19 protein-coding genes are annotated in these 24,987 nt (G+C 40.5%); 6 read left to right on the top strand and 13 right to left on the bottom strand.

The window, feature by feature from the left end:
* Positions 1-16: 16 nt before the first annotated feature.
* Positions 17-670 carry a glycosyltransferase family 2 protein gene (locus IQ264_RS05000; RefSeq protein WP_193979223.1) on the top strand — a complete coding sequence of 218 codons (654 nt, stop codon included), beginning with the start codon at positions 17-19 and terminating at the stop codon, positions 668-670.
* Positions 671-680: 10 nt separating this feature from the next.
* Positions 681-1,946, top strand: coding sequence for an ABC transporter substrate-binding protein (locus IQ264_RS04995; protein ID WP_193979220.1), 1,266 nt, complete (start codon positions 681-683; stop codon positions 1,944-1,946).
* A 126-nt stretch (positions 1,947-2,072) separates the two neighbouring features.
* On the opposite strand, the gene IQ264_RS04990 is transcribed toward IQ264_RS04995, so the two are convergent.
* The 9 genes from IQ264_RS04990 to IQ264_RS04950 form a co-directional block, all read right to left on the bottom strand.
* Positions 2,073-3,428: a glycosyltransferase gene (locus IQ264_RS04990; RefSeq protein ID WP_193979218.1), complete on the bottom strand. Its 1,356-nt coding sequence runs from the start codon at positions 3,426-3,428 to the stop codon at positions 2,073-2,075.
* 390 nt (positions 3,429-3,818) lie between these two features.
* Positions 3,819-4,922 carry a saccharopine dehydrogenase family protein gene (locus IQ264_RS04985; protein WP_193979216.1) on the bottom strand — a complete coding sequence of 368 codons (1,104 nt, stop codon included), beginning with the start codon at positions 4,920-4,922 and terminating at the stop codon, positions 3,819-3,821.
* A 92-nt stretch (positions 4,923-5,014) separates the two neighbouring features.
* Positions 5,015-6,709 (bottom strand): beta-carotene ketolase CrtO, encoded by a 1,695-nt coding sequence (gene crtO, locus IQ264_RS04980; RefSeq protein ID WP_193979214.1) that lies wholly within the window; start codon positions 6,707-6,709, stop codon positions 5,015-5,017.
* A 202-nt stretch (positions 6,710-6,911) separates the two neighbouring features.
* Positions 6,912-7,736 (bottom strand): DUF1206 domain-containing protein, encoded by an 825-nt coding sequence (locus tag IQ264_RS04975; protein ID WP_193979212.1) that lies wholly within the window; start codon positions 7,734-7,736, stop codon positions 6,912-6,914.
* Between the two features lie 97 nt (positions 7,737-7,833).
* Positions 7,834-8,577 (bottom strand): DUF2993 domain-containing protein, encoded by a 744-nt coding sequence (locus IQ264_RS04970; protein WP_193979210.1) that lies wholly within the window; start codon positions 8,575-8,577, stop codon positions 7,834-7,836.
* Between the two features lie 128 nt (positions 8,578-8,705).
* Positions 8,706-9,449, bottom strand: a complete 744-nt coding sequence (locus IQ264_RS04965) for a DUF2993 domain-containing protein (protein WP_193979208.1) — start codon at positions 9,447-9,449, stop codon at positions 8,706-8,708.
* 233 nt (positions 9,450-9,682) lie between these two features.
* Positions 9,683-13,783, bottom strand: coding sequence for a PAS domain-containing protein (locus tag IQ264_RS04960; protein ID WP_193979206.1), 4,101 nt, complete (start codon positions 13,781-13,783; stop codon positions 9,683-9,685).
* Between the two features lie 377 nt (positions 13,784-14,160).
* Positions 14,161-14,937: an RDD family protein gene (locus IQ264_RS04955; protein ID WP_193979204.1), complete on the bottom strand. Its 777-nt coding sequence runs from the start codon at positions 14,935-14,937 to the stop codon at positions 14,161-14,163.
* Between the two features lie 60 nt (positions 14,938-14,997).
* Positions 14,998-15,807, bottom strand: coding sequence for a hypothetical protein (locus IQ264_RS04950; protein ID WP_193979202.1), 810 nt, complete (start codon positions 15,805-15,807; stop codon positions 14,998-15,000).
* A gap of 79 nt (positions 15,808-15,886) precedes the next feature.
* Here IQ264_RS04950 and IQ264_RS04945 point away from each other — a divergent pair, with 79 nt between their 5' ends.
* Complete coding sequence (locus IQ264_RS04945; protein WP_193979200.1) at positions 15,887-16,876, top strand: stage II sporulation protein M; 990 nt, start codon at positions 15,887-15,889, stop codon at positions 16,874-16,876.
* 204 nt (positions 16,877-17,080) lie between these two features.
* On the opposite strand, the gene IQ264_RS04940 is transcribed toward IQ264_RS04945, so the two are convergent.
* The 4 genes from IQ264_RS04940 to IQ264_RS04925 all read right to left on the bottom strand — a co-directional run bounded on the left by IQ264_RS04940 (position 17,081) and on the right by IQ264_RS04925 (position 21,244).
* On the bottom strand, positions 17,081-18,406 hold the full coding sequence (locus IQ264_RS04940) for a DUF58 domain-containing protein (protein ID WP_193979198.1): 1,326 nt from the start codon (positions 18,404-18,406) through the stop codon (positions 17,081-17,083).
* Between the two features lie 69 nt (positions 18,407-18,475).
* Positions 18,476-19,444 carry an AAA family ATPase gene (locus IQ264_RS04935; RefSeq protein ID WP_228061298.1) on the bottom strand — a complete coding sequence of 323 codons (969 nt, stop codon included), beginning with the start codon at positions 19,442-19,444 and terminating at the stop codon, positions 18,476-18,478.
* A gap of 82 nt (positions 19,445-19,526) precedes the next feature.
* Positions 19,527-20,648, bottom strand: coding sequence for a DUF4350 domain-containing protein (locus IQ264_RS04930; protein ID WP_193979196.1), 1,122 nt, complete (start codon positions 20,646-20,648; stop codon positions 19,527-19,529).
* Entirely contained in the window at positions 20,645-21,244 is a 600-nt protein-coding gene (locus IQ264_RS04925; RefSeq protein WP_193979194.1) for a DUF4129 domain-containing protein, read from the bottom strand. The genes IQ264_RS04930 and IQ264_RS04925 overlap by 4 nt, the downstream gene beginning before the upstream one ends.
* Before the next feature lie 100 nt (positions 21,245-21,344).
* On the opposite strand from IQ264_RS04925, the gene IQ264_RS04920 reads away from it, so the two are divergent.
* The 3 genes from IQ264_RS04920 to IQ264_RS33630 all read left to right on the top strand — a co-directional run bounded on the left by IQ264_RS04920 (position 21,345) and on the right by IQ264_RS33630 (position 24,978).
* Entirely contained in the window at positions 21,345-21,809 is a 465-nt protein-coding gene (locus tag IQ264_RS04920; RefSeq protein ID WP_193979192.1) for an NADAR family protein, read from the top strand.
* Between the two features lie 191 nt (positions 21,810-22,000).
* On the top strand, positions 22,001-24,766 hold the full coding sequence (locus IQ264_RS04915; protein ID WP_193979190.1) for a GAF domain-containing protein: 2,766 nt from the start codon (positions 22,001-22,003) through the stop codon (positions 24,764-24,766).
* Between the two features lie 86 nt (positions 24,767-24,852).
* Positions 24,853-24,978 (top strand): putative dsRNA-binding protein, encoded by a 126-nt coding sequence (locus IQ264_RS33630; RefSeq protein WP_322744601.1) that lies wholly within the window; start codon positions 24,853-24,855, stop codon positions 24,976-24,978.
* Positions 24,979-24,987 lie beyond the last annotated feature (9 nt).

Here is a 24,987-nt window from a genome sequence, read left to right as displayed (position 1 = left end):
TTAAGCAGGTTGCAAAATGAGTCCGATAGAATTTGACCTAATTCCCGAAATATCTATTATTCTTTGTACTTACAATCGAGAACAACACTTGGATAATAGCATTAAGAGTGTTATCAATCAAACCTTTAAGGATTGGGAACTGGTAGTGGTTGATGATGGGAGCCAAGATAATACTTTTGAAATTGTCAATACTTACCTACAGAACTTCCGCAATATTCGTTATTTGAAGCATCAAAACAGAAAACTAGCTTACTCTAAGAATGTGGGAATTCAAGCATCATTCGGCAAATATATTACATTTATTGACAGCGACGATATGTATAAACCGGAGCATTTACATTCACGAATTGAATATATGAAAGCTCATCCTGAAGTTAACTTAATTCAAGGTGGTTTTGAAGTCCAAGGAGATATATGGGTTGCAGATTATTATCGACCTGGGGAAAAAATTAGCGTGTATGAATGTGTTCTAGGACCGACTTTTTTTGGGAAAAGACAAGTATTCTTTGAATTAAAAGGATTTTGTAATATTGCATACGGAGAGGATACAGATTTTTGGGAGCGAGCCGAAAAAATATTTAAAACGCAAAAATTAACCGAACCACAAACATATATCTATATCAGATCGGAAAATAGTATTACGGCTAATCAATTAGCTACTAAAGTGTAGGGAGTTTGGCATGAAATTTTTCAATTTCCCATCCCTAATCGTTATTTTGTTTTGCCTGTGCTTGCTGAATTTATCTGGTTGTCAGGCAACAGAAAAAAATCGCGATCGCGTAATTCATTTAACTTTGTGGCAAGAAATTAATCCACCACCAAATCGGGAAGTATTTCAAAAATTGGTTAATAAATTTAATCAAACTCATCCTGATATTCAGGTTGAATCAATTTTCACGCCTCAACAATTACCAAAAATATTAACAGCATTTGTCGGTAATGCTCTGCCAGATATTCTGGCTTTTTATCCTCAAGTTACAGGTCAGTTAGTAGAAATGGGAGCAATTCGACCGTTAGAAGATTGGCTAGATAAATTACCAATTAAGTCAGAAATTTTCCCAAATTTACTTGATGAAATGCGGCTAGACGGACATCTTTGGTCGGTGCCATACTATAGTGGTAATATTGGCATTTTTTACCGACCAAAACTGTTTGCCGCAGCAGGTATTACTGAGACACCTAAAACTTGGGAAGAGTTGCGACAAGTTGCCAAAAAACTAACTGTCGATCGCAATGGTGACAATCGCCCCGAACAGTATGGAATGTTATTACCATTAGGTAAGGGAGAATGGACAGTTTTTACTTGGTTTCCTTTTTTGCTGAGTGCCAAAGGAGAAATATTAGAAAATAATCGTCCTGATTTGACTAATCCAGGAGCGATCGCAGCCTTAGAGTTTTGGCACAATTTACTCAAAGATGGATCGGCTACACTTTCTCTTCCAGAACGCGGTTATGAAGAAGATAATTTTATCAACGGGCGTGTGGCAATGCAATTAACTGGGCCTTGGACATATATCATGAAAAGTAAAGTTGATTATGATGTATTTCCCATACCCGCTTATAAAACCAGAGCTACAGTCGCAGGCAACGGAAACTTATATGTCATGAAAACTACGCCCGAAAGAGAGCAAGCGGCGCTGAAGTTTTTAGAATATGTTTTAAGTGAACAATTTCAAACTGAATTTAGTATCGGAACTGGTTTTTTGCCAGTAAACATCAAATCTGCTCAAAGTGAAGCTTATCAGAAATATCTCGTCCAAAAACCTGTGTTAAAAGTGTTTTTAGAACAAATGAAATGGACGGGAAAAAGACCAATTATTGCTGGATATAGCCGTCTCTCAGACAGTCTTGGTCGAGCTATTGAAGCAGTATTGTTAGGTGAGGCTCCGAAAAAAGCCTTACAAAAAGCCCAAGATCGGATAAAAGTAATTTGGGATAGCTACTAAATCTATAATCTATTAGCCCATGACTTGAGTCGCAGGGGCGACAATAATTAACACTTTTCCCACATCCTCTGAACTGTTCCCTGCGATTCTTTAATTATTTGGGCTACCAACCCAAGCCGAGACAAGCTAACGAAATATTTCTTTCCTGTTCTCTGTTCCTTGTTCCCTTCCCTCTGCAAAATGTTGCGCTATTGACTGATAGCCGTTATTTGCGGACAAAACTGGCTTTCCCGTAGATATTGCCTGTTCGATAATGTCCACAGCACGAGTGAATCCGCCTGCTTTGCGAATTGCTTCTTGTAGCCTGAGTGCATTCTTTTTGTAACTTTCTTCCGTGAGAACTCGCTGTATTGCAGTTCGCAATCGGGGAACATTCAAACGAGATAGAGAGACAACCTCACCCGTACCCGTCCAAATCAAACGCGCCCCCACGCCTGGTTGATCGTAAGTATTGGGAATCGCCACCAGTGGCACCCCATAACTTAGGGCTTCTAAAACGGTGTTAGCGCCTCCATGAGTAATAACGAGCGCGGCTTTTTTGAGCAATTCTAATTGAGGGGCATAGCCGACGACTATCGGCGAACCGGGCAACTGTGGAAGGGACTCTGGTCTAATTCCGCCCCCCAGAGAAATCACTAACTGGACATCTAATCCGGCGCACGCCTCTGCCACACACTGAAAAACGCTGGTTTGACGATTTTGCAAAGTGCCCATAGAAGCATAAATCAGCGGTTTTCCAGTTAATTTTTCAAAGGGAAAAGGTACGGGTTCCTGACTTAATGGGTTCATATAAGGGCCTGTGAAATGGAGGCACTCGGGCAACTCAGTACGAGGGAATTCAAACTCAGCTGGCTGCTGGCTCAACTGCGCCAGTTTTGAGTAGGAATCCCTGAAGCCAGAGAGTGAAGGCAACCGCCATTTTTCCCGATATTCCCTCACCAGATTGAGAATGGGTTGCTCGCTGGATTTAATCAGCGCGTAACCCATTCGGTTACGTAGAGGTGCCCACCAAGCTGGGTTATAGTTCCAAGGGGTGAAAACGGGGGGAACGCCATCTTCCTCGGTTTCGATCAAAGCGCTGTATACCGTAATGAAAGGAATATCTAGAAATTCCGCAACCGATCCGCTTCCGTATGTAACGTAGTCTACCAACAAGGCTTCCACACCTTCTTCCCGAATCGCTGCCGGACCATCCCTGAGTAAAATCGCTACATCTTCTTTAGCCAGACTTAAGCTATACCGCATTGCGGCTAACCCGCTTAATTGGGCGATCTGGGCGTGCTTTTGGACTGTGTTCTCTTTGGTAATGTCCGATTCTCCGATCGCGCGAAAGTTTACGCCCGATGCAAGTGCCTGGGCGCGAGCATAAGGCACTCCAAATAAAGTGACCTGATGACCGCGCCGTTTCAGTTCCCACCCTAATGTGGTGATTGTATTAATGTGAGAAGAAGCCGCTGGAGAAATTAAGCCAAAATGTGTCATGGCAGTAATAAATTATACAATTAAGCGTATTTATTGCGACAGTAATTTATTATAAAGTGAAGAGTCAGGTTGGCAATGATAAATTATTGAATGGAAACTGAAAATATTCCTTGCCAGTAGAATGAAAGAGTTTGCGATCGCAAATATAGAACCAAGGCGATCGCAAACTCTTTATGTAATTTTTTGATTTCAGCGTTTGGGTAAGAACGAGAAACCGGATTTCTTGGGCTATGATGCGTAATCCTAGAAATCCGGTTTTTTACCTTTGTGCAAGATCTGAATATGTCATACCAATTCTCTATGAAGATGCGCTTAATTCACCCCACCCCAAACCCCTCCCCGTAGACGGGGAGGGGCAATGATTAAGCGCAATTTTACAGAGAATTGGTATCAAAACCATTCTTCGTGAATTTTTACTCCCCGACTTACCATTGTTTGTTCAAATAAATCGGTGGGAAGTGCTTGTTCTACAGCCCAAACTCCGGGTTTTTTCAGTTTTCCATCTAAGATTAATTCGGCTATACTACCTGTTCCATAACCTGCGGATATTGCGGTATTTTCGTGGACTAAAGTAGAACAATAATTTACGGTTTTGCCGTCTTTTTCTCCTGTTACTAGGGAACGAATTGCGACACCGATACCGCTAAAGCGATCGCTAAAGTTAGTCATTTTAAAACTAACATTTGCCAAAAATTCAATTACGTTGCGATTTTGAATCCAACTATTCGGCCAAGTTTTCGCTACCCACCAAGTCAGATAATTGTAAAAGTCGGGTACAGAACCGAATTTTGTAATTACAGTTTGGACTGGGAATGTATCAGGAAGGGTAAAGGTTTCTGGCATATCGTACCAGTAAACTCCTGTGCGTCCGTAGGGTGCAGGGAATTCTACAGTTTCTCGATCGCTATATGGTTTTAACTTTTGCCATTTCCCATCTATCCAGGCAACAAACGGATTTTGCAAACCTAAAAAAGTGGTTCGCATTACGGTAATTCCTGCGCCACCAGATCCCGAAACTACGTAACTTAAATGGATCTTTTCTGCTTTGTCCAGTTTTTCTACACCTTGGCGCACCATGCTATTAGAAATACCAGGGAAAATTCCGGTATTTACAATAGCAGTTATTCCCGCTGCTTCTGCTGCCGATTTATATTCTAATGCTTTACTGGTGAACGATCGATGATCGCTGACATCCAAATAATCAGCACCTTCTTCAATACAAGTTTTCAAAACATTAGCATCGCGGTAATGAAATGGCCCTGCACAATGAATGACAATTTTGCTAGACTTAATTGCCTCTCTTAATTTCTCTTTTTCTGCTAAATTTAAAGCCAAAAATTTGACTCTGTTTCCCAAATTTTCGGCAACTTTATTTCCTGTTTCCGCATCTCTGCCAGTAATTGTAATATCTGTTTCTGTGTGGTTGACTAAATCTGTTGCCACACTGCTACCAATTCTCCCACTTCCTCCAATAATTAAAATTTTTTCATTCATGTCAAAAGCTACTCTTTTTTAACTGCAATTGAAAAATGATAGGAGTTCCAAATTGTTCATAAATTAGTATTTTCTTCGGAACTCCTACAAAATTAGAAGGTCTTGAAAATCGATTTTGCGGTTGACTTCAGTGAATTTGCTGCATCACTTAAAGTTTGGGCAAAGGGTTGTTGAGAATGCAAGAAAACGCGAGCGCAATTTCTTCCTGGCATTCCCGAAATTGAACCACCGGGATGAGTCCCCGCACCACTCATAAATAGTCCTTCAATTGGTGTTTTGTAGTTAGCTATTTCTGGTAAAGGGCGGAAAAACACCATTTGATCTAGCGTCATATCGATGTGGTAATAATTACCTTTATATGCGCCCAAACGTTCGCCTAATTCTGCCGGACTTTCGACGCGACGGGCGAAAGTTGCTGTCTTTACATTGGGGGCGTATTCTGCTAGTTTATCGATGACGCGATCGGCAACTTGATTTTTCAATTCATCCGTCCAACCAGTACCATTTAAACCAGTTCCTTCCGCACCAAAAACATTATAAGGTGCAAAGAATTCAATCCAAACAGTATGTTTTCCATCGGGTGCCATCGAAGGATCTAACATTGTTGGTTGTACCACATACATCGAGGGATTTTCTAAAGGAATTTTACCAACAGAAGGGTCACTGTGAGCAATTTCTACCTGTCTAACTGTATCAGCAATTAACACTGAACCAATTAAATATTCATCTTTGTGATTATGATGCACAAAGCGTAAAGGTTCATCCATTGCCAAGTCAATTTTTAGGATAGTTTCATTGTTATTTACAATGCGACGTTCTAAACGTTCCCGCAAATCTGGATCGGCAGCATCTACATCACTTTCATCCATTAATTGCAAGAACACTCGCCTTGCATCAATGTTAGAAATTACCCCTTTATTTGCTCGATATTCTGTGCCACCAGCGACTCGCACCCCAACAGCTTGACCATTATTAATCAAAATTCTTTCTACTTTTTGATCGGTGAGAATTTTGCCACCCAAACTAGTAACTAAATTCACCAAAGCTTTGACTAAAGCACCAGTACCACCTTTGGGTCTAGCCATACCTGGATTATGACGCATTGCCATCATAATTGCGCCAATGCCAAGAGTTTTTTGCGAAGGAGGCGCACCCAATTCGGATGCTAACCTTGCCAAAGGTGCTTTAATAAATTCTTCATCAAACCATTCGTTGAGTAGATCCTCAGCACTGGTGAGCATGGTACGCACAAAATCCAGGGTTTTGTTAGTAGAACCAATGACTGAAATTAAATCTTTTATCTTTTTCAGATCGTAGTTACCAATAATATCAACTACTGATTTTGGCGGTGCATTAAACATCGGAATCATCGCCCCGATCGCTCGTTGCCAATAGTTAGTAAATTCGGCATATTTTTTGGCATCTCGTTCATTAAAACGGGCAATTTCCGCGCAAGTTTTTTCTAAAGAACGGTGTGCTAAAAAGTATTTACCATCGGGATGCGGGCAAAATACTACTGGGTCGCAAAATAGATATTCTAATCCGTATTTTTCCAGTTCTAATTCTTCAATTACTGGCCCTAAATGAATAAATTCATGGTCGATCGCACAGAGGTTAAATTTGAAACCTGGTGCTTTGTCTGGGATGACTTCTTCTGTAGTTGCTGCACCTCCAGGGACCGATCGCTTTTCTAGTAATAAAACGCTGTATCCTGCTTTTAAGAGATAGGCAGCACAAACCAACCCATTGTGACCTGCGCCAATAATTACTACATCATAATTTTCCATCTATCTAACTCCGAGTAGTATTGTATTTTCTTAATTATAAGAAAATAAATAAATGTAAAAAATCTGTCTAATTACAGAAGTTTTTGCTATATCGACCGCACTAATTAAATGAAAAATAGACAGAAAAGAAGAAAAGATTTAAGTTTCTATTTTCCCTCTTTTTTGTCCCGTTGTTAATTATTTTTTGTTAATTTACGCAAATTCAAGCAGTCCTAATTCGTCGATACTTAGCTTCCACGAATGTATAAATACCATAAGCTAATAAGCCGATCGCCACAAGCCCCAAAATCCAAGGGCCATAAGGTTGTCCTGCTAACGCTGCTAATGCACCACCAAAACCTCTAGCTTCATTAGGATTAGACAAACGCGCCGCTTGAATTAAGAAAAAGCCGATCGCAATAAAAACCACACCCCTAGCAGCATAACCCAATCTGCCTAAACGAGTTGCCCAATTTCTTTCATTCTGAGCCATTTCTTGCCATTTTAAATATTCCCGAAACTTGGCTTTGTAAGCTTTATACATTTCATAAAATCCCATACCAATTATGAACGCCCCAGCAATTCCTACTAACCATTGACCAAAAGGTTGAGCCAAGAAACGCCCCGTCCAATCTTGGGTCGCATCGCCACCAGTAGTACCACCATAACCTAATGCTAATTTAGCCGCAGTAAACGCCAAACTTGCATAAATTACACCACTAACAAAGCTACCTAAACGCCCACCGATACCTTGATTTTCTGGGTTAAAAAATGCTTCAAGAAATCGCCAAAGTGTATATCCAATAAAACCAATACACACCAAAGCTAACAAAAATTGACCAAAAGGTTGAGTGACAATTGTTTCCAAAGCACCTGCGGTGTCAGTAGTTCTACCGCCCGCGCCAAAAGCTGCTTGTGCTGCTAAAAACCCGACTATAGAGTAAACTATTCCTTTGGAAACTAAGCCGAGTCTAGCGAGTTTTTCTACCCAAGGATCGGCAGCTACTTGTCTAGCTTGTTGTTCTAAATTTCTGGTATTTTGTTTCATAATAATTCCTTGTGTGTAATGGTGGGTTAGTAAAAACTTAAATAAAATTTTTACAAGCCAAAAGTAATTTTTTACTTCTGGCTTTTGCTTTCTCAGGTTAAGAGGAAGGGAAATCTCTAATATAAGCTTCAGCTTCTACAATCAGATTTCCTGGTTGCACATCCAAGTTTTTCAAGCGTAGAGACATTCCTTTGAGTTCAAAGTTAGAGAAGTCTAATAATTCGCTAGACTTGTCTAACAAAGCTTCCGTTAGTTCAGGCGAAATTTCTTGACCGTCCTTGTATTCCACCTGTTCTAAAGAAATGCGATTTCCACCTGATGCTATTTCTGGAACAGCAGTAAAAGCGGTTTTCTTGGTTTCTCCTGTTTCCCGTAAATAAAAAGTAGCATCTAGGCTAAATTTATCACGATCGGGGAGACTGAATTCTACTTTTTGAGTATCTACAGTCACTGGTTGACCTTGCACATTTACTTCCATGTTTTGCAATTTTTCTCGCAGAAAATCGGAATTAAATGCGCGATCGATATCTTGTTCTGTTAAAACAACTTTCGTTTCTGCTTGCGTAGGATGAGAAAGTTCGATTTTGCCAAAAGCTGCACTCAGAGGATTAATTGCAATATTGCCAACTTGCATTTGCAATTTCTCGGTTCGCAACTCTTCTTGCATCACCAAACCTTTGCCTTCGATCGAAACAGATTCTAATTCTCCTTGCATTAACTGAATTGGATTAGTGCGGATATCTACATTCAATTCCTCAACTTCATCCAACTGACTTGATAAACCCATTTCGGCGGCTTTACTAAGTGCTTGTTCCCCTAACCCTGGTTGATCTACTGACATTTTGAATCATTAAATGTGGCATTACTAACCTACAATTTAGTTTGCCATCTTTAAAAATTGTATCTGCATCGCGACAGACATTTATTTGGATTTACCCACCGATAAAAATCAGCAAATTTATTTATGCCTTATGAGGGAAGTTCTGTAATTTTAGCTGTGCTATGAATGGTCAATCTGCCTTTTTCCAATTGCATTTTTTGCACCCTAACTGCTGTGCCATTGATGAGAAAATATGGGGAAAATACCAGTTCTTTCAACTTCTGCATTAAAGCTACAGCAAATTGTAGAGAAATGCCTGGTGCAGGAGTGCATTGAAAAGACTCAACAAATAAAGGTTCAAAAATAGTACCAGGGTGAATTACAGCTTGGAAATTTAGCGATCGCTTATTTTCTCCTTCATGCAATATTGTGCTACCGTTAAAGGCGATGCTATTAACATCCGGTAACTGAATGCCCATTTTTTGCATTTCTAAAGTGACAATTTGCCCATCCATATTTAACTCAAAAGGTTGCATCTGTCTACGGACATAATCTGAATTTAAAGCCCGATTAATATCTACTTCTGAAAGTACTATTCGGGCAGAGGCATCAGTTGGTTGAGAAAGTTCAACTTCCCCAAAAAGCACACTTAAAGGATTAATAGCAATGCGATTTGTCTGGATTTCCATCTCTTGCAAACGGACATCCTTTTCCACCACTAAACCTTGACCAGAAACGGAAACAGAATGTGCTTTTCCTTGGACTATATCAGCTAGATTAGTACGCACATCTACATCAATATTTTCTGCGGAATCTAGCTGATTAGATAACCCCATTTCTATTGCTGCTGAGATTACTTTTTCTTCTAGATTAGGTTGATTTTCTTGACACATCTGTAGTTCTCCTAGTAGCCTATACTTTTTTAATTTATGGCTTCAACTAGGATAATTAATCTATATTTAGTCAGAATAAACTTAATATTTTTAATTTATTGCTTAATAATTTTATTCAGAGCGAATGAATAGAAATTACTTTAATGCTTTGAGTGCGATGAATCGACTTTTCTGGTTTTTCATTAGTAATAATTTCGTTATTTAATACTACATTTTGAAGTGTGGAATGTGGGCTAAGATGTAGTGTGGCGTGTGAGTTCCACCACGACTTGAACTAACCGATCGATATCAAGGGGTTTGGTTAGATGCCGTTGATAACCGTTGTTAATCGCTTGCTGGCGATCCTCTTCTCTAGCGTATGCTGTGAGGGCGATCGCCAAAACCTGTCCACCTTTTTCAGGTGGTAACGATCGAATCTGTTGCATGAGCATATAACCATCCACCTCTGGCATCCCAATGTCGCTAATTAACAAATCGGGTTGAAACCATTCTAAATTGGCCAGTACATCAGTAGCGGAGGTACCCGTCAAAACCTCTGCCCCATATTGAGTGAGGAGTGCAGTTAACATTTCACGCGCATCTAGTTCATCATCGACTGCCAAGATTCGTATGCCTGTCAAGTCTAGTTCATCTGTGGATGCTACCTTAGACGGAGGCTGCTCTGATTCAGCATCGAGCAATGGTAATTGAACAATAAATGTTGCGCCCTGTCCTTCACCTGGGCTATCTGCACAGATCGTACCTCCATGAGCCTCAACTAAATAACGCACGATCGCCAACCCCAATCCTAATCCGCCAAACTGACGAGTTGTTGAAGCATCTTCTTGCCGGAATGACTCAAAAATATGAGGCAGAAAATCGGGGTTGATGCCTTTACCCGTGTCGCTAACGGTTATTTTTGCCTGGTTCCCATCCCGCTCTAGGCGAACCTCAACCTGACCCTTAGCGGGAGTAAATTTGATGGCATTAGACAACAGGTTCCAAACAATTTGCTGAAGTCGGGCCCAATCCCCTGATACTCGACCAATTTGAGGCAGCACAGCATAGAGGGTAATTTCTTTGGCAACTGCTGCTGTCCTCACCGTGTCGATCGCCTGCTCGATCGCAAATGCCAGATCGACCGGAACCACATTCATACTCAGCTTACCGCGCAGGATCTTAGCGACATCCAGAAGGTCATCAATCAACTGGGTCTGGAGTTTGACATTGCGTTCAATGGTAGCTAATGCTTCATTCGTTTTGGTGGTGTCGAATTTACGGCGTTGCATCAGCTTTGTCCAGCCCAAAATTGGGTTGAGGGGCGATCGCAACTCGTGGGAAAGAACGGCTAAAAACTCATCCTTGATGCGGTTAGCTCGTTCAGCAGATTCCCGTGCCGCTTGCTCTTGCTCAAGCAGACGATCGCGTTCCATTTCAGACTGTTTGCGCTCGGTAATATCCCGGGAGATTGCCAAGAGTTGGATGACCTGTCCTTCCGTATTGAAAATGGGAGTCACGACCACATCCCACCATTTTGGTGTGCTTTTTGCAGTGGGGCAAAAGCCCTGAAAGCGAGTCGCTTCTCCAGTCTTGGCGGTACTAATAGCAGCCTCTATCGTCTCGCGCATCTCTTCTTGCCATAAATCAGCCCAATCGACATTGATGTAGGGACAAAGATCGTCAATCTCCATCATGCACAAACCGCCTGGATTCATGTATAGCAATTGTCCGTTTAGATTGAACAGTTTGATGCAATCGCTACTGCTTTCCAATATGCGGCGGTTAAATGCCTCACTTTGTCGCAATGCGTCCTCTGCCAGTTTGCGATCGGTAATGTCTAAATTGATGCCGCTTAATCGAATCGGCTCCCCCTGTTCATCAACGATCAGGCGACCCAATGCTTGGAGCCAGCGAATCCCCTTTTGTGGGTGAACAATGCGAAATTCCACCCGATATTCGGCTTGCTTTTCCTCAACGATCCGCAGAGTTTCAGCGTTTACCCGTTCTCGATCGTCTGAGTGCAATGTCTTAGTCCAATCCTCGTACTGGAGTAATGGAGTTGGAGTCAGCCCGTACAGGTCAAAGTTCTCAGATGACCAAACAACTTTGTTCGTTGAAATCTCCCAATCCCAGGAGCCAGCTTGCGCCCCCGTCAGTGCCAAGCGCAGCAGTTGTTCATTCTGACGCAATGCCGCTTCGGTTTTTCTGCGCTCGGTGATGTCTTCAGCAATTCCGGTAAACCGATACAGCACTCCCGCTTCATCTCGCAGGGGAAAACAGCGGTCATGAACCCAACGAACATGACCATTAGGGAGGATAATTCGATACTCTTCGTCGAACAGCCCCGCAGCAGCTTTGTCTTGAAATGCCCTGCCTACCGACTCTCGATCGTCTGGATGAATGTAGTCAATCCAGGCTTGTTGGCTCTCATACAATTCCTGCGGATTTAAGTCCCAAAGCCGCTCATAAGCAGGACTGACATAGCTGACCCGATTCTCCATCACCTCTTTCATCCAGAACACAACATCAATGTTTTCTGCCAACTGACGGAACCGGGATTCACTTTCTTGCAGGGCAGTTTCTGCTTGTTTACGATCGCTAATATCGGTCACAGTGCCGACATAACCAACCAAACGCCCCTCAACATCTCTTTGAGCGGTCGCTTGCCCAATCACCCACGAGACTCTGCCATCAGGGGTTTGAAATCGGTATTCAGATAGGAAAGGCAGATCTAATTTTGTGGCACGATACCACTCAGCAAAGATGCGATCGCGGTCGTCAGGATGGAGTGCTCTGACCCACCCTTTGCCTTGAGCGGCTTCAGGAGACAGTCCCGTCAGTTGGCACCAGCGAGCATTGGCATATAGACAATCGCCCTGTACATCCGTGCGAAAAATCCCGACTGGGGAAATTTGTGACAGGGTGGCATAGCGCTGTTCACTCTCTCGCAGCGCGATTTCTGCCTGCTTGCGTTCTGTGATGTCAATATCATTGCCAACCATCCGAACGGATTGCCCGTTCTGGTCGTAAAACACTTTGCCCTGGCTCAGTGCCCATCGAATAGTGCCGTTCGGGTAAACCACTCGAAATTCAGAGTTGTAGTCTTCTCCGGTGGCGATCGCCTGGTTGATAGCCGCCAGAACACGAGCGCGATCGTCCGGGTGCAGAAGCCTAGTAAACATTTCAAAAGAGCCGTCAAATGCTCCGGCTTCCAGCCCAAACATCGCCTCCAGGTTGTCTGACCATTGAATCTGTCCGGTTTTGATATTCCAATCCCAGGTACCCATGCGCGAAGCTTCCAATGCCGATCGCAGCCGTGCTTCGCTTTCTCGGAGTTCTGCCTCCACCCGGTTGCGTTCCGCCAGTTCTGTCTGAGATTGTTGATAAAGTTCTGCCTGACGTAAGGCAATGCCCATCTGGGTTGCCAGTTCTTTGAGCAAGTCAATTTCTAGAGATTGCCAAAAACGGGGAGTCGCACAGTGATGGGCAATCAGCAACCCCCAAAACTTCTCGTCGTGCAGAATGGGAACGACCAGATTGGCTTTGACTTCAAACCGAGCCAGCAATTCAATATGGCAGGGGTCAATATCGCTACTGTGGATGTCGGGGATCGCAGTGACCTGTCCCTGGCGATAGCGTTTGACATAATCTTCAGCAAATTCGGGATCGTGAGTAATGGAATCGGGGCGACTAAATCTGAGGTAGTTTTCCGCCAAGCAGGGATCATAAATTGTGGACGACAGGAGCGATCGCCACGCTGAGCCAACCGATTCTGCGACCACCGTACCATTGCCATCCGGTTGTAATTGAAACACCAGTACCCGATCGGTGTTGAGAAATTGCCGCACCTCAGTCACGGTGGTCTGGAGAATGCGATCGAGATCCAGGGATTGATGAATTTGCCGGGTAATGCGCCCGACTACGCGATCTCGTTCAATCCGCTGTTGCAATTCGGTACGGAGCTTTACCGTTTCAATGCCTCCATTGATCGCCTGGTGTAACTTCTCTGGGGTAATCTGCCCTTTAATCAGGTAATCTTGGGCACCAGCTTTCATGGCTTGGACAGCGATCGTCTCATTGCCCTGACCAGTCAGCACAATCACGGGTAAGCAGGGTTCTGGGGTAGGAGATGGCAGTTGAGCCAAAAACTCCAGTCCATCCAGATCGGGCAAGCCGTAGTCGAGCAACACCATATCGGGTTGCTGTTGCTCCCATAGCTCCAATCCTTGCCGTCCCACAGATGCTTCCCAAATGGTGTAGGAATAGTTCTGGTCTCGCTGCAAATAGCGTCGGTAGAGTTCGCGATCTTCAGGCGAATCATCCACAATCAGGATCGTGCGTGAAGGTTGCATCATGACTAATGCTCTAGATGGGAGGGCAGTGTTGTCACTTCAAACCAGTAGTCTACAATAGTCTGGATATCTCGTTTAAGTTGGGCAAAGTTGATTGGCTTCACAATGTAGCTGTTGACTCCATACTGAAGATATGACTCAGAAAATCTGATATTTTTGAAAAAGTAGTCCCGAAGTCTTAGTGTATATATTTTTCACCCCACATTCCACACTGCAAAAAATAGTATTGTAAAGTTTTTATGAGAATATAGTCATATTAAATACTACTTAAATCAAAAAGAATTTAAGTAAAAATACTCAATTAACTCCTTTAACAAAAAGTAGAAAAATCAGAGCTTATTTTACTGAATCTAGAATTGCCATGAGTTATGGGATGGAGTTTATGAGGAAGTTTGTTGTTGATAAGCAATATAAACTGCTTCCAAAAATATATCTGGGGTTAAACCTTCGGGTAAATCTTTTAAGTCAATAATATTTCTAATTTGTCTTGCTAAATGCAAACTTAGTTCGTTTTTTGCTTTGGTTGCCATGTCTTTGCGACGTTGTAAATATTCGCGTATAGTGGCAAAATCGTCAGGTAATAATAAAGATAAGTTAGCGATTTGTGGGAGTTCTGTGGCTAGTTCTTTGGCTTTTTCAGAGATGGGAAAATTGGTAGTTACAACTAGGTATTCTTCTTGAACTACTACTGTACCTGCTGCCATGTCTCCGAGTCGCTTTTCTTTGCGTCCTAGCATAATTAAAAACGCACCAATAAACATAATGTCGTCAATTGGACGCAGTAAAGATCTTAAGGTTGCTTGTTGAATTCCTATTCTTCTGCCATCGTCACGAATTACACGAATTTTGGTGTAACGTTTTCCGGGTGTTTGTCCTTGCCATAGCACTTCAAAAAATACGAAGTAAGCCATATAAATGCAGAAGTTGAGGAAGAACGCGATCGCAAATAGCCAAAGTCCTACATTCCTCACATTTCTAAAAGTGTCTGTAATAATTACAGTAAAAATTCCCCAAGCTACCCAAAAGACAATTAAGGTAAAACCCAAGGCAATATAATCCATCAACAATGCTAAAGCGCGATTTCCTATTCCGGCTAAAGTGAATTCTAGTTCTACGCTTTCTGGGGTTTGTAAAGTAATTCTGTTGAAAAATCGCATGGCAGATAGATAGTTTTGAGTTTTGAGTTATTTAGAAAGCTGACGCTTGGGGATTGATTGCTAAATTTCGCGACCGCGTAACCGTAAATCTAAACCTTCTCGACGACTACGCAGATCGTAATAAATTACTGCTTTGACAGCTTGCCAGAAAGGCATGATAATTGCCCCACCTAGTAAACTTAAAAGAAAAGAAATCAGCTGAATAGTTGTATAAGCTGAAGTACCTGGTTCCGTCTGAACTTGAAAAATTGATGGAATATATGCGGTAACTATTTGAATTGGTATTGTGACTAAGAAAGCGACAACAATAATGTATTGAATTCGACCGACGGCATCTTTGGTTAAATCCCAACTTCTATCAATGCTTTGACTCCCAGTAGTTGTGTTCTCTTCAACTGCTAAAGGTACCTCAGCAACAAACCATCTGGAATATAATCTAATAATGACTATTATGCCTACAATGAACACAGCCAAACCAGTAATTATTGCCACGAATATACCCGTTTGTGTTCCTAAAACAGCTAGGGGAAAAACTACCACTGCTATGAGAGCTAAATACCAGAGAATGTAAATTCCTAATAATCTTAATCCAACACCAAAACCTACACTTAGAAATGACCAGAGACGCGGTTTAATGTAATCGCGTGCAGCACTCTCTGTTTCAGGTTTATTAATTAATTCACAGAAAGCTAAACGTGCAATTAATCCATGAATGGCGCAGAATTTTGCCCAACCATATATCGGTATTAAAATCCATAAATAAGCTATTATAGATAGCTTGAGGTAAGTTTTTAAATTAGACCGATACATCACCAATCCGGCGCTGACGACGTTACCAACACTGAGGGGACGAATAGAACTTTGTGACATAAGTAAAAGTTTCCTAGCGACAGTACATAAGCTTTGAAGCTATCTTAAGTTACGCTAAACATAGTTTGGGGAAAAATTTATGAATATTCAACGTTGGATCGCCAGACGAGAACCAAACTGGAAACGTTTGGACACTTTATTAAAACAAGTTGAAAAAAAAGGACTCAAGTCACTAAAAGCTGATGAAATTAAAGAATTGGCAAGTTTGTATCGCTCCGTTTCCGCAGACTTGGCGCGATCGCGCACCCAAAAAATTAGTGACACTCTAACTCAAGATTTACAAATTCTTACTTCTAGAGCTTATAACCAAATTTACCAAGGTTCCCGTCGTCAAGAATGGGCGGCGGTTTGGGAATTTTATCGTTGGGGTTTTCCGGCAGTTGTCCAGCAAACAAAAGGTTATATTGCTGTGGCAACAACTATTTTTATAGTAGGTGCGATCGTTGCTTGGTGGTATGCGTGGCAAGACCCTACATTTCTGTCAATTATTGTCCCCGAACAATTAATTAGAATGGTGCGCGATGAAGGTAAATTGTGGATGGGTTCAATTATTGGCATTGAACCATTAGCTTCTAGCAGCATTATGATTAATAACATTTCCGTTTCTTTTGCTGCTGTTGCAGGTGGAATTACAGGCGGAATCTACACAACTTTTTTAATGTGGTACAACGGATTAATGATTGGTGGTGTTGCTACTTTGGTAGGACAAAATAATTTAGCTTATTCTTTTTGGGCGTTTGTATTTCCTCACGGTTCTTTAGAATTACCTGCAATTTTTTTTGCTGGTGGTGCAGGTTTATTAATCGCTAGAGCTATGTTTTTTCCTGGCAAATACAGTCGTGGTGACGCATTAAAATATTACGGTGGATTGGCATCACAATTAGTTTTTGGCATAGTGCCAATGTTAATTATTGCCGGAATAATTGAAGGTTTTTTATCTCCTAATCCCGCTATTCCCGCACCAATTAAATATTTTGTAGGAATCGCTCTTTTATCACTTTTAATTGTATATTGCAACCTAAAAAAGCCAGAAGGATTTATTGAAGGCAGAAGGCAGAAGGCTTTTTGAAGGCAGAAGGCAGAAGGCAGAAGGCAGAAGGCAGAAGGCAGAAGGTAAGAAAGGCAGAAGGTAAGAAAGGCAGAAGGCAGAAAGTAAAAATTCTCAAGAGTCTCCTTGTCCCCTTGTCTCCTTGTCCCCTTGTCTCCTTGTCCCCTTGTCCCCTTGTCCCCCCATTACCTGGATTAAGTAGTTGTATGAGAGTTAGCCAAAAATTTACAGTTGATTTCGGGCTTTTAATTGCAAGTATTTATCGACTATTTGTTCGCTAATTTGATTTGCTGGTGCATCTAAAACTAACACTCCTTTTTGTTTTAATTGAGCAAAGGCAACTTGACGTTGAGATAATAAATCTAAGGCGACAGCACGACTATAAGCATTATCTAAATCTTTGGTAAAAGTGTGTGCTTGTTTGTCAACTTGTGGATCGCGTAAAGTCACGCAAAATGGTAAATAACGAGGGGTTAATCTTCCCAATGCTGCTAGTAATTCTGAGGAAGCGGTAATATCTATGATGTCTGTAATTAGTACTACTAATGCTCGTCGAGTTTGCTGATTTACTAAAGAAGTGCAAGCACCAAGATAGTCTGGTTCTAAAAATACTGGTTGAATTGGCGTTAAGCGATCGATCAATTTCGCCAATTGATTTTGTCCTCTTTCTGGAGGTATCCAAGTTACAATTTCGCGATCGAACACTGCAACACCAACGCGATCGCCTCGATGAATTCCCGCTAATGCTAAAGAAAGTGTGGCATTTAATCCCCAATCAAAACGTTTTAAACCTTGCACATTTGCAGTCATTAATCTGCCGCGATCGAGCAAAATAATTAAAGTTTGTTCTTGTTCAGGTTCTAAAACTCTCACTTGTAAAGATGCTGAAGGTGTTGCACCCAAACGACGTGCTGTTGCTTTCCAATCCACAAATCTCGGATCGTCTCCCATGCGATATTCGCGCAATTCAGCAAATTCTGTACCAATTCCCATCCGGCGAGCTTGCCGCATTGTACCTGTATTTTGTAAGGTTAATTTAATCGATAATTGCCGCAATCCTAACAAGTCTGGATAAACAGCAACTTTGGTACTTTGGGGAATTTTTCGATCGCACCAAGCTAATCCCCAAACACCTAATTGTCTAACTTGAATATCCCCCCAAGCATATTCGCCTCTGTGGGTAGGATGCACTGTGTAAGTGATTTCTTGAGTGGAATTCTTAGGTAAATAAGTTTGTAACTTGGGGTTGGAAACAGCAAATTCTAAGGGATAAAAGTCACGAATTTGAATTAATGCTGGACGGTTCTTTGACTTAATTGATAATATAATTGAGTTATCTCTACCAATAGATAATCTACCTAATGGTTGACGAGTAATTTCTGCAATGTTTCCCCGTTCTCGCCAACTGTCGATCGCACTTAACAGCAGTAAAATCACATCAAATAACAAAGCGCCTAAAATGCCAATCGTGACGCTAAAAAGTGACGCTAGAGAAATAGCGATCGCCACTCCTAAAACTAATAGTAAATAAAACTTTCCTGAAGGAACCATATTTCGATTTTAGATTTTAGATTCTGGATTTTCTCTTCCCTTCTGCCTTCTGCCCTCTGCCTTCTGCCTTTATCTAGGAACTGCTACTTGATTTAATAAAGAAGAAATTACCGCATCAATTTTCAATCCATCTAACTGAGATTCAGGGCGTAAAATTAACCGATGTCGTAACAACGGACGGGCTACAGCCTTAATATCATCAGGAGTCACAAAATCTTTTCCTGACAGCCAAGCATGAGCTTTACTTGTTTGTAACCAAGCACCTGTAGAACGGGGAGAAGCACCCAAAGCTAAGTCAGAATGTTGACGACTTCGCTGCACTAAAGCTAACAGATAATCAATAATTTTTTCATCAACTTTCACAGCATTTACTTCTTGACGTGCAGCTAAAATGCTCTCTACAGTTGCTACTGGTTTTAATTTAGCTAAATCTTGCCTTCGCGCTTGAAAACCAGACTGACGATTGAGTAACATTTGTTTTTCAGAAGCCGCATCAGGATAGTCAACAATCAACTTAAATAAAAACCGATCTAATTGGGCTTCTGGTAAAGGATAAGTACCCTCAAATTCTAAAGGGTTTTGTGTTGCTATTGTCCAAAATAATTCCGGTAACGGCAAACTTTCCCCATCCATTGTTACCTGCTGTTCTTCCATCGCTTCTAGCAAAGCCGATTGGGTTTTTGGGGGAGTGCGGTTAATTTCATCTGCTAATAATACTTGGGTGAAAACAGGCCCTTTTTTTAACGTAAATTGGCGCGTATTCAAATCAAAAATATTAGTGCCAATAATATCAGCCGGGAGAATGTCTGGAGTAAGTTGAATCCGGCGAAAGTCGGCTTGAATCACTTGTGCTAAAACTTTCACCAGTAAAGTTTTTCCTGTCCCCGGAACTCCTTCTAAAATTACATGACCCCCTGACAACAAAGCTACTAATAATTGTTGTACTAAAGTAGTTTGTCCGACCACAATTCGGTTTAAGCCCTGACTCAACCGATTAAATACTGCTAACAGTTCATTATTCATTGAAGAGTTTGTCATTTGTTACTTGGCTTTTCTCCCTATCAATTATTGACCAACCCAAAAACCAATACAAGCCCACAATTATATTTGTAGGTTAAATCTAAAATCTAGAATCTAAAATCGAATGGCGTATTTGTTGCCATTTTTCTAACCAGTTTAGCAAGTCTTGTTCACTAAGGCGACGTTTTTTAGATTGTATTTGTAATATTTGTTCCAGTTCTGTAGCAGTTCTGCCTGTTTGTTCTACCCAAGCATTTACTAAAGTTTCCTTGGCAACAGGTGTTTGTCCTAAACCTAAAGCTTTTTGTAATTGTAACTGTTCTTCTTTACCAATCGTATCTAAAACAAATTCTCTAGTTTCTGCTTTTTCCAGTACACTAGCTAATGCTTTAATATAAGCTTCGCTGTTGTTAACTGAGGGTGTTGTTAGCTTAATTGGTTGTCCAAAACGGCGCAAATTAGCCAAAATTAAAATTAGCAAAATTATTCCTATTTGTATAAATGCCGGAAACAAAGGTGTTTTAGCTAGGTAACTCACCCAAGATTCGTTATTTTCTTCGACAATAGTTTCTTTGTCTTTGTAACCGTGCATATATTCATTTACGAAGATTGATTTGCTATCTTCACTGACTAATTCTGCCAAAAATCTGTAATTACCAGGTTCATCTTGATAGGCATTAGCTCCTAGATAAGGTGTAGTTGCATAAATGACTTTACCTTTACCTATTTTTTCTTCCCAAACGATCGCACCAAATCGATCGCCCAATCTTTGCTGTATATTTTGATTAATTGTTTTGCGTCTAGTTGTGGAAATTTTTACTTTACCGAAAGGACTTTCTTGCCTAGTGGTAAAATTAGCTTTTGTCGCAGGTTCGCTTATTCCCAAAATCACTAAATTATTACCTTTTTCTACCCACTTTCGCTCCCCAGGATATAATGATGATATAGCAAATCTGCCATTCACTCGTAACAACGTCATTGCTGTATCTGTCGGTCGAGCGTTATTAATTCCTGGTAATTTTGCTAAAGGTTTTTGCCAGCGTTTAATCGGTATTTCCTGTTTTTCCATAAAAGCATACCAAGCACCGTAACCACTAGGAGCGCGACTATAGGTAGAACCAGTATTAATAGTATTATTTTGTGGAGCAGCTAATAAGGTAATTAATATTAATACTGCCAAGGCGATCGCCAAAATCCACCAATTTCTTCGCGATAGTCTCATTGTTTTTCAATTTCCTGATACGCTTGTTGGCATCTTTCAAATATTTCTAAAGAAATCACACTATTAGCAAAACATAACTGTTCGTGGGTATTCAGTAAGATTTGATATGCTTCTCGATTAGGTAAGTTTTTAATTAATTGTCGATATTCTCCATCTGTCCGGCTAGTTTCATCCAAAATTATACCCCGATCGTTTAATCTTTGCAGCATTGCCATATACAAACAGCGAACTGCTTCTTGATAGTTTCCTTCCCGGTAAAATTTGCGCGATCGCTCTATCCAAGCTGATACTTTTAACTTATTAATACCTGTTTTTGTTGCCCCAGTTGCATCTAACAATGAAGGAACTGAATCGTAATATTTTTTCCAATTTTGCCAAATTTGCCACCCCAACCAAATTAATAGTAACCCTAAAATTAACCAAAATATTCCCCGAACCACTAACCACAATAAGTTTAACAACCAAGGGTCCCAACTTACCTCCGGTACTTGATTCTGATTCCTTGACAGGATCAACTCTAACCATTCGTTAAATCGCTGCATCTGTTGTTGGAACTCCCAAAGTAAATTGGTTTTTTCAAAAGTTTGTGCTGCCATAATTGTTAAATTACTCACATTTATTTTACTATAATATGGTAATTACATTATCGATGAATTAATCAATAGTTTCAGCTAAAATTATCGAGAGTGGTTGGGAATGGTAATATATTTTTACAAAGTTTATGAACCCTACGGCTGTTTTTCCAATTTTTCTCCGCATGGTATTTTCATGCAAGGAGAATATTGGCAAACAGTAGAACATTACTATCAAGCAAATAAATTTTTAGGAACAAAAGATAGCATTTTCATTCCGATAATTAAAGCTGCCACCACGCCGGAAAAAGCTGCATCTTTGGGACGCGATCGCACACGCAAAGTCCGTCCCGACTGGGAAGAAGCCAAATGTTCGATTATGCGTCAAGCTGTACTCACCAAATTTCTCACTCACTCAGACATCCAAGAAATCCTCCTTGCTACTGGCGAACAACTGATAGTGGAAAAATCCCCTACAGACTATTATTGGGGTTGTGGTTTAGATAATACTGGTCAAAATAATTTAGGTCAAATTCTCATGAGTGTGCGTCAGGAGATCCGGGAAGTAAAAAACTGGAAGTACAATTAACAAAAAATGCTCCTCTGAAAGAAGAAGAAATCCCTCTTTTTCTTTCTCTAGGATGAGTAACGTAATTAATTTTTTGATAAATAAATTAAATTATGCAAATAAATACCTATTTTTATTAAACCTGTGGCTTTTAGCGTAACTTTTGTTTAAAGTTTAGTATAAACAGTTACTATTATGACTTTTTTGTTTAAATGCCATTTACGAATAACGCTCAATCATCACAGCCAAGTTTAGCTCAAACAGCCCTTTTACATCGGATGACTAATCGCATCCGTCAATCACTAGATTTACAGGAAATTTTAACCGCTACTGTAGCAGAAATCCGGGCTTTTTTAGATACCGATCGCGTTATGATCTATCGGTTTCATGCAGATAGCAGTGGCGAAGTAATTGCGGAATCGATCGAGGAAAATCGTCTCCCTTCCTTATTAGGATTAAACTTTCCCGCAGACGATATTCCCTTAACTGCAAGAGAAATGTTTGTCCGTGCGCGTCAACGATCGGTGGTAAACGTCGCTACAGGCGAAATTGGCTTAAGTCCTTTAGATTGTCCTGATACCGGACAAGCTTTAGAATTAGAAGATATTCGCTATCGACCTGTAGATCCCTGTCATATTGAATATTTAAAAGCAATGGGAATAAAGTCTTCCGTAGTTGTACCGATCTTGCAATATGATATTAGTTCTCATCAATCGAAAGTTAAACTTTGGGGATTACTGGTATCACATCATGCTGACCCAAAAACTATTTCTCAAGTAGAATTGAATACAGTGCAGCAAATTGCCGATCAAGTATCAATTGCCATTGCACAAAGTAAATTATTAATCCAAGCTCGGCAACAAGCTGAAAGAGAAGCAGCAATTAACAAAGTTGCGCTCAAATTACATCGATTAAATACAATTCAATTACCAGAAGCATTAGCCGAAACAGTTGGAATTTTTCAAGGAAATGGTGGCAGACTTTACATAGCTGTAGACGAATACTATCCAAACAAGATATATAGTTATGGAGATTCTCCTAACATCGATCAAAATAGTAAATATTTATTAGAAGAATCTCCTATTTGGCAGCAGAAATTTGCTCCAAAAACTGCAAATTCAGTAGTTAATTCTGTATGTGCGATCGCAGATATTTATCAAGACCCAGAACTTAGCCAACTCTCAGCAATATTTCAACCTACCAAAATCAGAGGATTATTAGTTATTTCCTTAGAATATCGACAACAATTTTTAGGATATCTAACTATTTTTCGTCATGAAATAGACAAAGAAACCCTTTGGGCGGGGAGATTCGATTCAGACCAAAGACAACTCTACCCCAGGCGATCTTTTACCGCTTGGTTAGAATTAAAAAAAGGTTTAGCCCCAGATTGGAAACCCGAAGAATTGGAATTAGCCACAGCTTTAAGTTTGGAATTTTCTATAACGGTACACCAATATCAGTTGTATAAAAAAGTGCAAATACTTAATGCTGATTTAGACCGTCAAGTAAAAGAACGTACAGCACAATTAGAACATTCACTCTCATTTGCTAACTTATTAAAGCAAATTACCGACCAAATTCGCAGCACCTTAGATTTCAAAACCATATTACAAACTATAGTTAAAGAAGTGCGCCAAGTATTAAACACAGACCGAGTAGTAATTTATCAATTTACCAAACAATGGCATGGCGAAGTAATTGTCGAATCAACCATTGGAAATTGGTTTTCTATTTTAAGTCTTTCCGGGCCTGAAGGTTGTTTTAATGAAGAAATAGCTCAAGCTTATAAACAAGGGCGGGTAGGGATAATTAACGACATTTTTCGAGATAATATTCCTTCTTGTTATTCAGATTTTTTGCAAAGCATAAATGTGCGAGCTAACTTAATAGTTCCCATTAGAATGGGCGATTTACTTTGGGGTTTATTAATTGTCCATCAATGTCATTCACCCAGAGTTTGGCTATCCACAGAAATAGATTTACTACAACAATTAGCTGACCAAGCGGCGATCGCCATTCAGCAAGCCCAACTTTACCAACAAACCTACAGTTCTGCTGAATTAGAACAAGCGAAAGCCCAACAATTAGAACAAGTATTAGTAGACTTACAAAAAACCCAAGCCCAACTAATCCAAACCGAAAAAATGTCTAGTTTAGGACAATTAGTTGCAGGTGTCGCCCATGAAATTAACAACCCAGTTAACTTCATTTTTGGTAATCTTACTTATGCTAGTGACTACTGTCATGACCTCTTAGAATTATTGCAGCTTTATCTCAAACATTATCCCCAACCCCATCCAGAAATTCAAGAAAAAACTGAAGAAATAGACGTTGAATTTCTCGCTAACGACTTACCAAAATTACTGAATTCGATGAAAGTAGGAGCCGATCGCATCAGACAATTAGTATTATCATTACGTAACTTTTCTCGCTTAGATGAATCCGACATTAAACCAGTCGATATTCACGAAGGCATTGACAGCACATTAATGATTTTGCAACATCGCCTCAAACCAAAAGCAGGGTATTCCGGCATTCAAATCATCAAAAATTACGATCGTTTGCCCCTGGTAGAATGCTACGCAGGTCAGTTGAATCAGGTATTTATGAACCTGTTATCTAATGCCATTGATGCTTTAGAAGCTAAAAATCGTATTGAAGAACATACCGAGCAAATCAACAGCGAGAATTACGACGAATTAAAGATTGAAATTTCTACAAAAACCCTGAAAAACAATTTAGTAAAAATTAAAATAGCCGACAATGCTTTAGGAATACCACCCAATGTTAAATCCAGAATTTTTGACCCTTTCTTTACCACCAAAGAACCAGGGAAAGGCACGGGATTAGGATTAGCTATTAGCTACCAAATTATCGTCCAAAAACATGGCGGAAAACTTAAATGTTCCTCTCATCCAGGAGTAGGCACAGAATTTTATATTGAAATTCCTGTTAAACAAGCACTGAAAAAGTAAAGAAAAGAAGACAGAAGGCTCCAAGACAGAAGGGAAGAAAGCGTAAAGCTAAAAGCAGAGGACGGTAAAGGGTAAACGTTAGCCCAATTATCGGGAAATATTTCACAATTAAAGAAGATGAGCCAGCACACGCTAAAGAGTTTACTGTTCCAGTGTATGTGAATGGCAAGGTTTACGGCAAAGGTACGGATCGCAGCTTTCCAAGATGCTGAGAAACGTGC

Source organism: [Phormidium] sp. LEGE 05292 (genome assembly GCF_015207735.1).
GTDB lineage: Bacteria > Cyanobacteriota > Cyanobacteriia > Cyanobacteriales > Aerosakkonemataceae > Floridanema.
This window is presented reverse-complemented; position numbering and strand designations above follow the sequence as displayed.